General features: G+C 66.9%; 4 protein-coding genes and 1 pseudogene. 4 read left to right on the forward strand and 1 reads right to left on the reverse strand.

Going from position 1 to position 12,563, the window contains the following annotated elements; genetic code table 11:
* Together ACFWU3_RS22435 and ACFWU3_RS22440 are read left to right on the forward strand one after the other, a co-directional pair.
* On the forward strand, nt 1-336 hold a 336-nt coding region (locus tag ACFWU3_RS22435; protein ID WP_384440294.1), incomplete at its 5' end, for a sigma-70 family RNA polymerase sigma factor.
* Nucleotides 337-1,258: 922 nt separating this feature from the next.
* Entirely contained in the window at nt 1,259-1,465 is a 207-nt protein-coding gene (locus tag ACFWU3_RS22440; protein ID WP_384440297.1) for a hypothetical protein, read from the forward strand.
* Nucleotides 1,466-1,856: 391 nt separating this feature from the next.
* Here the strand turns inward: ACFWU3_RS22440 and ACFWU3_RS22445 are convergent.
* Nucleotides 1,857-1,967: pseudogene (locus ACFWU3_RS22445) on the reverse strand (alpha/beta hydrolase); the annotation flags it as partial.
* Nucleotides 1,968-2,380: 413 nt separating this feature from the next.
* On the opposite strand from ACFWU3_RS22445, the gene ACFWU3_RS22450 reads away from it, so the two are divergent.
* A complete protein-coding gene (locus ACFWU3_RS22450; RefSeq protein WP_384440300.1) occupies nt 2,381-5,923 on the forward strand; it encodes a LamG domain-containing protein in 3,543 nt (1,180 codons plus the stop codon).
* 183 nt (nt 5,924-6,106) lie between these two features.
* The gene (locus ACFWU3_RS22455) at nt 6,107-12,484 is read left to right on the forward strand and encodes an RHS repeat-associated core domain-containing protein (protein ID WP_384440303.1); all 6,378 of its coding nucleotides are present in this window, start codon (nt 6,107-6,109) and stop codon (nt 12,482-12,484) included.
* The last annotated feature ends 79 nt before the right edge of the window (nt 12,485-12,563 follow it).

Raw genomic sequence — 12,563 nt, forward strand, 5'->3', positions numbered from 1 at the left:
GGCCTGGTCGCCGCCAACGGCTACACCGCCGGCTCCCTCGACACCCCGAACGCCGACAGCGACGACGCGCCCACCGGCGCCGGAAGCGGCCGTGCCTACGCCGACCTGCTCGGCGACATCGATCCGGCGATGGAACTGACGGAGAACCTCCACGCCCTCGCGCCACTGCTCGGACAGCTCGACGACCGTGAGCGGCACATCCTGCAGATGCGCTTCGGCCAGGAGATGACGCAGGCCGAGATCGGCAAGGAGCTCGGCATCTCCCAGATGCACGTCTCCCGTCTGCTGACCCGCACCCTGGCGAAGCTCCGCGCCGGCATGCTCACCGACCGCTGAGCCCAGCCCGGCAGTCGGTGCCCCAAGCGTCCTCGGCGCAGCAAAGACGCAGGCTTCGACGCGGGCGGCGAGTGCGTGCTGGTGAAGCCGGAGGAGCTGAATGGGATCGCGCCCGGCCGGTCCCGGTCGCCCAACGTGACGGATTCGTCGACCTGGACGAAAGCCGCACCCCATCGCTGCACTCGAACTCGATGTTCAGGGTTACGCCTTGCTGGCCTGCGTGAGATCCAATCTCCTGCCGGCGTTGGCGCGAGCAGCACGCCCAGCGACAGCACCAGGATGACGGTCACCTTCTCATCCAGTCGGCTGCGCGCCTCGGTCCGTCGGCGAAGCCGCACGAAGACCATGACGGCCAGCAGTACCGCCACATTGACGTGACCCACGACGCGTGTCGCACGGAGCCTGCCGGGACAGCATGTCTGCTGTCCCGGCAGGCTGAGACGAGGGGGTCCGGTCAGTCGATGCAGACCGGGTTCTCGCTGCAGGCGTGCGTCCAGTGGTGGCTGGAGACGTTGCTATTCATGAGCTCACCACCGCCGGAGCCGTTACGCCGGAACTTCCCGTACGCGAGCTCATACCGGGAGCCGTAGTCGATGCAGCGCGAGCACGTGTGTACCCGTTGTCCCAGTAGGCGAGCACGTCTTCGTACGAGCCCTGGTATCCGTTGTTGTCAATTGTCCAGGCCTTGTTGCGCATGTATCCGCCCGCCGCAGCTGGACCAGTCCGTGTCGTCGCCGTACCACGCGAGTACATGAGTCCGGACAATGGTCACATTACGGAGCCAAGCAGTCACCGCCCGGCGGAGTGCCCGGCCTCGGCTCGCGGGCCTCGTGCGGAGAGCCCATCCTGAGTAGGAGGGCGCCGTCGTCTTGACACTTGTCCTTCCCGAAGGCCGAACGAAGGCGCCTGAGAGGAGGAAGTCATGCGTCTGCGTAGAATCCTGGGCCTTGCCCTGGCCGCGGCAACCCTTGCCGGAGCGAGCGCAGTCGGTGCCGTCAGCGCCGGGGCCGCCTCGCTGCCGAACATCTCCAGAGACGAATGCACGGCCGCCGGCGGGCAGGTCATTTCGCAGCCCTACGCCGGCTACGTCTGCGCGCTGCCCGACGGGACCAAGCCAGCCATCACATGACCAGCCGCCCACGGCTGGTCCGCTACCGCAGGGCACGGCGGCCGTGTTTCGCGGAGACGGGAACCCCGGGTCGGCCATGACAGCGACGGCATACACCGGCCGACGTCCCCAGGGCGGGTCACGAGCGGTCAGTCGGCCGCGGACATAGCCGAGTTGCGCCCTGAACACCCCGGGCGCGTAGTACTGCCATCGGGTCCGCAGCGGAGCGACGGACACGTCGCACGCCCTGCAGGCAGGCGTCAAGCGCGCACGATTCGTTGCAGAGCACGCCGGGCAACCAGAGCGTACGCACAGAGCACAGCGGCGGATCCCCGCACGGTCGAGGTGCGGTCTGCACTCCTGCGCTCTCGCTTGTGGGCATGGCGCGATACAGCCGCATACGCCACGCGCTCGGCTGCCACATCGGTTCCGATTGGATGCTCCGGCCGGGGTCGCCGGGAGTGTCGAGAGCGTAAACGGCGCGCTTGGCGGTGAGGGCAAGAGTGTTGGGAAACCACCGGGCGAAGCGACGTACGGTTCGCTGCTCTGCCCCGCTTGCCGACGACGAGTTGATGCCGTGGTCGGCAACTCTGGAACCCGGCGCCCACCCGACGCGAAGGCCGGGCCCTCAACCCGCCCCCAGCCCCGAAAACCCCACCGCACAGACACAGAGTCCCCGGCAGCAAGCTGACGGGGCCTCATTAACGATCGTGGCCAATCGTTACCCTGAACCTGCCCGCTTGATCATTTAAGAGCCTCTTGTCACGTTTACGGCCATAGACCAAGCCTTAAAAGATCATTAGAGTCCGCTGGTCGATCACACGTTTTCTGCACGCAGTGAGGGTCTTGGGGATGAGTCGTGGGGGGATGGGGCGTCACCGACGCCCCGTATCCGGGGTAGTGGGGATCGCCGCGGGCGCGGCGATCCTAGGTAGCTTGCTGGCACCAGTGGGAACGGCGGCGGCGAACGATGCCGAACGCGCCGAGGCGGTGTCCCACACGCCGGCGGATGAGGCCGGCAAGGGGAAGGCCTTCTGGGAGGACGACCGCCTGCCTGCGGCATCTGCCGAGCAGCAGGCGTCCCAGGCCGCGGCCAAGGAGGGGCGCCGTGTCGAGGTTGCCGGTCTGACGACCGAGACCGGTCAGGTCTTCGCCAATCCTGATGGCACGTTCACCACGGAGAGCTCCGCATCGATCGAGCGCGTGCGACGGGGAGCGGGCTGGGCGGCCGTGGACACCACCCTCGTCCGGACCGACGACGGCACCGTGGCGCCGAAGGCGGCGCTGGACATGACGTTGTCCGCCGGCGGGAACAAGGCTCCGATGGTCCGCTTCGAGCGAGGTGGGCACTCCTACGAGGTCTATTCGCCCTGGACTCTTCCCCAGCCGGTTCTGGACGGCTCGCACGCCGTGTACAAGTCGGTGCGCCCCGACGTCGACCTGGTGGTGCAGGTACTGCCCGACGGCTTCACCCAGAACCTGGTGGTGCACACACCCCAGGCCGCGGCAGAGCTCAAAACCATCCGCTACCCGGTCAAGACCGACGGGCTGACCGTACGCAACCACGACGGTGCCGTGTCGCTGGTGGACGCTGGGGGCCACCCCGCGTTCATCAACAGCGCGCCGCTGATGTGGGACGCCGGACCCGCGGCCGCCGCCCCCAAGTCCGCAGCGGGCGCCAAGTCCGCAGCGAGTGCCAGGTCCGCGGTCGTCTCCGACGCCGATCCGGTGGACCCGGTGGACGCGGTCAGCCCGCCTGCCGAAGCGCGTACCGCGATCGCCGACATGGCGGCCGAGCAGGACAAGTTGACGGTGGTGCCGGACCAGGAGTTCCTGGCCGACCCGAAGACCACGTACCCGGTCGTGATCGACCCGCCCACCGTGGCAGGGAAGCTGACCGGCTGGACCGCCCTGTGGTCCAACGAGAGCAGCTCCACCTTCTGGAACACCAGCCACGCGCTCGGCGTGGGCTACGACGCGTACGTGGACAACAAGAAGGCCCGTTCGCTCTTCCAGTTCGACACCCGCAGTGTGGCCGGCAAGAAGATCCTGCACGCCGACTTCTCCGCGTACGAGATCTGGTCGGCGAACTGCGAGAAGCGCAACATCGAGCTGTGGCGCACGGGCAGCATCTCCTCGTCCACCAAGTGGTCCTCCTCGCTGTCCTGGTCCTCGAAGGTCGACACGGTCTCCGCGGCCAAGGGCCACTCGTCCGGTTGCCCGGACGGAACAGTCGAGTTCGACGCGACGGCCGCGGTCGCCTACACGGCGAAGGCCAAGTCGACCACGACCACGCTGGGGCTGAGGGCGAGCGAGAGCGACCCGATCGCGTGGAAGCAGTTCATGTCCCCCAAGGACTCGGACTCCACGACCGGCCGCAAGCCCGTTCTGTCCATCACCTACGTCTCCCCGCCGACGGCGAAGCCCTCGTCGGTGAAGATGTCGGACCCCAACGTGTCCTGCTCGGCTTCGAGCAGCCCCGCGATCATCCGCGACACCACACCGCGGCTCACCGCGACCCCGACGTCGTCGGACGGCTCGCAGGCGATCCTGCGCCCCAACTTCGAGCTGTACGCGGGCAGCAGCACCTCGCCGACCTCCCTGAAGCCGAGCACCTGGACCGCCAGCGGCACCGCCGGCACCATGCCGACCGCCGCGCTGGCCGAGAACACCACGTACCACTTCCGCGCGCGGACGGAGTACAAGTACACCTACGGCGGCACCACGGGGTACCTGTACGGGCCCTGGTCCTCGTACTGCTACTTCAAGGTGGACTCCAAGGGCCCGCCGAAGCCGACCATCACCTCGGTGAACAACCAGTACCCCGAGTGCGCCGGCACCAGCTGCACCAGCTCCCCGGAGACCGGCAGCGTCGGTATGACCGGCAAGTTCACCATCACCGCCGGTGCCACTGACGTCCGTCGCTACGTCACCTACCTCAACGGCATCAAGGTGGAGGACAAGTCCTACACCGCCAACACGGCGAGCCACACGGTGACCATCACCCCGGACAAGCGACTCACCAACACCCTGCGCGTACAGACCTTCGACGCGGCCGGCAACCCCGGAGAGACCCGCGACTACCTCTTCAACGTCGCCCGAGCCGCGGCGCCCGTCGGCGTGTGGAAGTTCGACGAGGGAACCGGCACCACGGCCGCCAACACGCAGGGGACCAACCACCCCCTCACCGTGACCGAGGGAAGCTGGACCGCCAAGGCCCGCCTGGGCAAGGGCTTCAAGAGCACGGCCGGCAACGGCTACGCCGCGGCCGCCGGGCCGGTCGTGGACACCACCGGCAGCTTCGCCGTATCCAGCTGGGTCAAGCTGAACTCCAAGACCCAGTCGACGGTCATGCAGCAGCGCGGCACGACAGTTGGCGGCTTCCAGCTGTACTACTCCACCTCCTACGACCGCTGGGTCTTCAACCGGTACGACAAGGACGCAACCGACGACGGCGGCGCCACCATCGTCCGCGCGATCGGCGCCAAGCCCCCCGTACTCGGCGCGTGGACCCACCTGCTGGGCGTGTACGACCGGCAGGCACAGAAGATTCGTCTGTACGTCAACGGCAAGCTGAACGCGGAAACCGCCTTCACCACCCCCTGGGCCGCGAACGGTCCCTTCGAGATCGGCCGCTGGGGCACGAGCAACCAGCTGGACGCCGAAGTCGATCAGGCCGCGGTGTTCAACCGGGTCGTCTACCCCGACGAACTGCAGGGGCTGGCCAACCTGGAGAACCCGGGCACCGGTCATCCGCAGGCCGAGCTGCTCGCCCACTGGGCGCTGGATGAGACTGCCGGCACCACCGGACTCGACAGCAGCGGCCGGGGCAACACGCTGTCCCTGCAGAGCGGATCCACGTTCACCACCACCGACGACTACGCCCACGGCAACGTGCTGAGTCTCGACGCCGACGTGCTGGGCAGAGCCACCGCGCCGGTCAAACTCGACGAGTCGGGCAGCTTCACCGTCGCCGGCTGGGTGAATCTCGAATCGCAGTCCAAGCTCGAGGACACCACCAGCGCGCACTCACCGACGGTCTTCGCCCACCCCGGAGCGAACCGGAACGCGTTCCGTCTCTGGTACCGGCAGGAAGCCGGGGAGTCCGTCGGCGACTGGAACTTCGGCGTGTACGCGACCGACGTGCTCGACGGCCCGGCCGCGACCACCGTGTCCGACGAGGTCAATCCGCCTGGTGGCTGGATCCACGTGGTCGGTGTCTTCGACTCGGCCAACCAGTCGGCCAAGCTCTACGTCACCGGCGAGCGCCAAGGCGACGAAGAAGGCGTCCTCGTCAACGACGTCTTCCAGAGCACCGGCCCGGTCATGATCGGTGGCGCGCGTCGCCACGACACCGGTGATTGGGGCAACGCACTGCCCGGTCAGCTCGACGACATGCGGATGTACGCCGGCGTGCTCAGCGAAGCGGAGATCACACAGCTCTCCATCGTCGACGAACCGCCCATCGACATCGGCTGACCGCACCCGCCAACAGAGCACCACCTCACCCACGCGCGGTGCCGCGTACCGGCTGAACCCGGTGTGCGGCACCGCGCCCTTCAGAATGCGGAGATCCCCGTGTCCAGGCGTACCTCAGGGCTGCACAGCCGATGGGCGTGGAGCAGAGCCGGCCGCCGCCGCTTGGCGGCTGTCGTTCTGCCCGTGTCCTCAGCAGTCGTCGCCACCCTGCTCGGAGCAGCCCCGGCTCAGGCTGTCGAACGAGACCACAGCAAGCTGCAGAAGGCCGAGTACGGCACAGCCGAACGGTTCGTCGCGAAGACCAAGAAGATCAAGGACCCGACGGCTGCCGCCTCGAAGAGGACCCGCGAGCAGGCGGCGCGGAAGGTCACCTGGCCCGCTGCGGAGTCCGTCACGCTGGACATACCCGAGTCCGGCAAGCAGCAGACAAGGGCCGCCGGAGTCCCCATCGCCTTGTCCCAGCCCGGAACGGTGAGCGGCAAACGGGCGCTGAGCGCCGCCAACAGCACCGAGGCCCCCGAGCAGGCAACGCTCGACGTGCTGGACCGGAAGACCACCCAGCGCCTCGGCGTCGAGGGCCTGGTGTTCAGCGTGCGCCGCGCCGACGGCGAGAACGCCTCCTCCGCACTCGGCGCCACCATCGACTACAGCCGGTTCGCCGACGCGTACGGCGGCAACTGGTCCTCCCGGCTACGCGTGGTGCAACTGCCCGAGTGCGCCCTGACCACTCCCACCAAGGCAGCCTGCCGCAAGGTCTCCCCGGTGCCAGCCGCCAACAACACGGAGCAGCAGAAGCTCACGGCGCAGATCACCACCCCCGCGGCCACCTCGGCGAGGTCGGGTGTGACCGTGCTGGCCGTCTCCGCCGGCGCCGGATCCGACCAGGGCACGTACGAGGCGACCCCGCTGTCGGCCTCCTCCACCTGGTCGGCCGGCGGCTCCAACGGTGACTTCACCTGGAGCTACCCGCTGGACGCTCCACCGGCCCCGGCCGGCCCGGCGCCCAACCTGTCCATCGGCTACTCCGCACAGAGCGTGGACGGACGCACCTCGTCCACGAGCAGTCAGCCGTCCTGGGTCGGCGAGGGCTTCGACCTGTCCGGCTCGTACATCGAGCGGGCGTACGGCAGCTGCGAGGACGACGGCCAGGACAAGAAGTACGACCAGTGCTGGAAGGAGAACAACGCCTCCCTCGTCCTCAACGGCAAGTCCACCCCGCTGGTCTGGAACGAGACCAAGAAGACGTGGCGCCCCAAGAGCGACGACGGCGAACGGGTCGTGCACAGCACCGGTGCCACCAACGGCGACGACAACGGTGAGTTCTGGACGGTGACGTCCACCGACGGCACGCAGTACGTGTTCGGCAAGAACCGCCTGCCCGGATGGGCGACCGGCAAGCCCGAGACCGGCTCGACCTGGACCGTCCCCGTCTTCGGCGACGACTCCGGCGAACCCGGCTACGACAAGGGCAGCAGCTTCGCCGACCGCTCGCTCTCCCAGGCCTGGCGCTGGAACCTCGACTACGTCGTGGACCCGCACGGCAACGCCATGACGTACTGGTACGGCAAGGAAACCAACTACTACGCGAAGAACGGGACCACCGGCAACGGCAGCGCCTACACCCGCGGCGGCTACCTCAAGCGCATCGACTACGGCCAACGCAGCGACGCCCTCTTCTCCACCACCCAGCCGGCCGCGGCCCGCGTCCAATTCACCGTGGGCGAGCGCTGTCTCCCGGTCACCGAGGGAGAGACCTGCGCGTCACTGACCGAGTCCAACCGCAACGCCTGGCCGGACGTTCCCTTCGACCAGATCTGTGCGGCCGACAAGCCGTGCACCGACCAGCCGGCCCCGTCGTTCTTCAGCCGCAAGAGGCTGATGCACGTCACCACCCAGGTCTTCGACGGCAGCGGCACGGGCGCGGACACCGACTACCTCGACGTCAACACGTGGAGCCTGAAGCAATCCTTCCCTGACCCGGGGGACGGCTCCGGCCCCGGCCTGTGGCTGAACTCGATCCAGCAGACGGGAAAGCCCGGTACCGACGTCGCGCTGCCGCCGGTGACGTTCAGCGGAATCCAGCTGCACAACCGGGTCGACAAGACCGGTGACGATGTCGCTCCGTTCATCAAGTGGCGGGTGCGGACCATCACTTCGGAGAGCGGCTCCGTCTTGACCGTGAACTACTCCACCGAGGACTGCCTCGCCGGCACCAGCATCCCCGACAAGCTGGACGCCAACACCAGGCGTTGCTACCCGGTCAAGTGGATCCCGCCGTCGAACCCGACTCCGGGCACCGACCCGAAGCCGCGCACCGACTGGTTCCACAAGTACGTCGTCACCCAGGTCACCGAGTCCGATCCGACCGGTGGCGCCCCGCTGAAGCAGACCGACTACACCTACAGCGGTGGCGGCGCCTGGGCCTACGACGACGAATCGCCCATCACCCCCGCCAAGTACCGCTCGTGGGGGATCTGGCGCGGCTACCAGAAGGTCACCACCACCACCGGCGAGCCCGCGGGTACGCGCTCGAAGAGCACCTCCCTGTACTACCGAGGCATGGACGGCGACAAGCAGTCCGACGGCACCACCCGCAAGGAGACGGTCACCGACTCGAAGGGGGTTGCCAAGACCGACTCCGAACAATTCGCAGGCCAGGTCCGCGAGCAGATCACCTTCAACGGCACCGACGGCGGTGAAGTCAGCGCCACGATCAACACTCCCTGGTCGGCCACCACCGCCACCGACGCACACTCCTACGGCACCGTCAACGCCTACATGGTGCGCACCGTCACGGCCGTGAGCCGCACGGCGCTGTCCGCAGGTGGCGAGATGACCGTCACCACCAAGAAGACTTTCGACCCCGCAAGCGGTCTGGCCCTGACCGAAGAGCAGGACGCGGCCGGGGAAAAGGACTGCACCCGCACCGAGTACGCGCCCAACACCCAGGCGTGGATCCTGAACCTGCCCAAGCGGGTGGAGAAGGTCTCGGTGGGCTGCTCGGAAACGCCCGCTCGTACCGGCGACCCGAAGACCACCCAGGTCATTTCCGACGTCCGGGCCACCTTCGACAACCAGACATGGGGTGCCGCCCCGACCAAGGGCGACGTCACCCGCACGCAGCGCGTCACCGGCTACTCATCCGGCGCCGCTGAACTCCAGACCGTCAGCACGGCCACCTACGACGCGCTCGGCCGCCCCGTCGACCAGTTCGACAGCGTGGGCACACGCACCAAGCACGCCGAGTACACTCCCGCCACCGGTGGTCCGCTGACGAAGACGGTGGAAACCAACGCACTCGGCCATACGGTCACCAATGACCTCTCGCCCGAGTGGGGCCTGAGGACGCTCACCACCGACCCGAACGGCAACCACACCGAGCTGGCCTACGACGCCCTTGGACGTCTGACGGACGTCTGGCTCGCCGACCGCGACCGCGGCGCGAACCACGCCCCGTCGCACAAGTTCGAGTACAAGATCCAGAGCTCCGGCGCCAGCTGGGTAGCCACCAAGGCCCTCAAGAACGACGGCACCACGTACCGCATCTCCTACGCCCTCTACGACGCGCTGCTGAGGCCTCGCCAGACCCAGGCACCGGCAGCCGCCGGCAACGGCCGCATCGTCACCGAGACCAAGTACGACAGCCGTGGTCTTGAGGTCGAGACAGCAGCGGACTACGTCGACACCACGGCACCGGAAGGCAAGCTCGCCGCACTGCTCAGCGCCCCTCCCAGCGGCACCGAGGTCACCTACGATGGCGCGGCACGTCCCACGATCGAGAAGTCGATGGCCCTGGGCAAGGAGTTCTCGCGCACCAAGAACACCTACCTGGGCGACGCCACCCTCGTGGAGCCGCCCGCCGGAGCGTCCGCGGTGCGGGAGAAGGTCGACGCGCGCGGCCAACTCGTCGAGAAGCTCGAGTACAGCGGGAACACTGCCGGCACCAGCTTCACGAAACTCACCTACGACTACGACCACGCCGGCCGCATGACCACGGTCAGGGACGATGACCAGAACACGTGGGCGTACGAGTACGACTTCCTCGGCCGGAAAACCAAGTCGACCGACCCCGACTCGGGTTCCTCGACCAGCGAGTACAACGCGCTGGACCAAGTCGTCTCAGCCACTGACAATCGCAGCAAGACGCTCGGCTTCACCTACGACCTCCTCGGGAGGCCAACCGGAAAGCTTGACGGCAAAGTCCCTGTAGTAGACGGCAAGCCGGCCCCCGCAGACGCCAAGTACCTTGCGCGCTGGTCCTACGACACCGTTGCCAAGGGGCAACTCACGTCGGCCATCCGGTACGTGGGCGGCAAGAGCGGCGACGTCTACGCCAAGACCAACGCGTCGTACGACAAGGCCTATCGGGTCCTCAAGGAGCAGTACACGATCAGCTCCAAGGAGGGCGCTCTCGCCGGGACCGGTACCTACACCATCACCAACGCCTTCAACCTTGACGGGAGTCTGCAGAAGCGCACCATCCCCGCCATGGGCGGCCTCGCTGCGGAGACCCTCGACTACGGCTACACCGATCAGGGCAACCCCGACACGCTCGGAGGCCTGACCGGGATCGTCCAGAACACGGACTATCTCCCGGCAGGCGAGCAGATCCGTACAACACTCGGCGTCTCCTCCACTGCCAAGTGGACCGAGGTCAACTCCTCTTACGAGGACGGCACCAAGCGCCTCGCTCGCCAGACCGTCGTGTCCGAGTCGAACGCAGGAACAGACTCCGACGTCAACTACCGCTACGACCCGGCGGGCAACCCGATCGAGGTTGACGAACGCGCAGGCGCGAGCGGCGACAAGCAGTGTTTCACCTACGACGGCCACCGCAGGCTCAAGGCGGCCTGGACCGCGACCTCGACCTGTGCGACCACGCCCGCGAGTGCGAACGTGGGCGGGACCGCGCCGTACTGGCAGTCGTTCACCTACGACAGCGCCGGAAACCGTGAGACGGTCACGAATCATCTGGCCTCCGGGGGCCCGGCGACCACGAAGTACACCTACAAGACCAGTGATCAGCCCCGCCCGCACGCGCTCTCCTCAACGGAGACGACACGGGCGGACGGCACCAAGACCAGCAACAGCTACACCTATGACCCTGCGGGCAACATGCAGACCCGCACGGTCTCCGGGAAGAAGCAGACTCTCGACTGGGACAACCCGGAGACCACGCTCGCCAAGGTCACCGAGGCCGACGGCACCACCACTTCGTACCTCAACGACGCCGACGGCAACCGGCTCATCCGCCGCGACAACACCGGATCCACCCTCTACCTCGGAGAGACCGAACTCCGCCTCGACAAGGCAACCAGCAAGGTCGAGGCAACCCGCTACTACGAGCACGGCGGAAAAGTAGTCGCCATCCGCACGCCCAATGCCCTGACCTGGACGGCGAGCGATCACAACGGGACCGCCAACGTCCAGGTCGACGCGGCAACCCAGGCGGTCACACGACGTCAGATGACCCCGTTCGGCGAAGCCAGAGGCTCCGCGCCTCAGGCATGGGCCGGCAGCAAGGGCTTCGTCAACGGAACCCAGGACCCCACAGGCCTGACTCACCTCGGAGCCCGCGAGTACGACCCGTCCACCGGGCGATTCATCAGCGTCGACCCGATCGCGGACCTCAAAGACCCGCAACAGATCAACGGGTACGCCTACAGCAACAACAACCCCGTGACCTTCGCCGACCCGGACGGCAAGTTCTTCGGCGCCATCTTCCGCATCATCCGCGCGATCATCCGCTTGATCAACGCAGTGAGGACCTACTACAGCAACCTCCGCAGCACAAACTCCGGATCCGGTGGCATGACCACCATGGGCAGCGCCAGCCGCATCTCCTCCTCAGGCGGAGACTCCTGCCCGCTCGTCAAGCGCAACTACGGAATCTGCGACAGCAACGAGCCGCCGGACCCGCGCGCCGAAGGCAGCTTCAAGGACGCACTGGGAGGCGCCGCCGAGGTAGGAGGCGCGACCCTCGACTTCCTCGAGTACGTCACGGAACCGTGGTGCTGGTTCGGAGCCAACTGCGGGGGCGCCGAAGACTCGGTCAAGAAGTTCGAAGAGAAGCATGGACTCGACACCGACTCAAAGGCACACGACTCCGGGAAAGACTTCACCGAGGCTGCTTCGCTGCTCAATATAGGCGGCCTGGTGAAGAAGGCCATCAAGGAGCTGTTGGGCGCGGCCACAAAGAAGGGCGGAAAGGAAGTAGCTGAAGAAGTAGTCAACGCGAATATCGATCCGCGAAAAATGGACTACCTCTTCAATAAGAACATCAAGAAGGACGACCATAACTCGCCACGGGCAAAGCAGAACGCGGCCCAGCTGAAGAAGGTCGGCTTCGACGACACTCCGGCGTCTCGCGAATTCGTAGCCAATCATTTGCGGGATGCAACCAAAAACGGGTTTTCCGAGAAGTTCACGAACCAGTGGGGGGAATTTGGCGTGACCGAATCAGTCCTGTACGGTCGGCACGGTGCAGTAGGGGCCACGAGCACCTGGCAGATCCTGCCTGACGGTACGTACAGGTTCTCGACGGTAATCTTCAAGGGCTAGCTCGATCGTCCGCCAACAGAGCCGTGCAGGCGAGGGGTTCTCGCCTGCACGGCCCGCATGGCAATTGGCCCAAGCCGAT

The sequence above is a fragment of the Streptomyces sp. NPDC058685 genome (genome assembly GCF_042714725.1).
Taxonomy (GTDB): domain Bacteria; phylum Actinomycetota; class Actinomycetes; order Streptomycetales; family Streptomycetaceae; genus Streptomyces.

What these genes read in the sequence shown, in the direction of transcription:
- ACFWU3_RS22440 (WP_384440297.1), top strand. Translation starts at nt 1,259, where the DNA reads ATGCGTCTGCGTAGAATCCTGGGCCTTGCCCTGGCCGCGGCAACCCTT.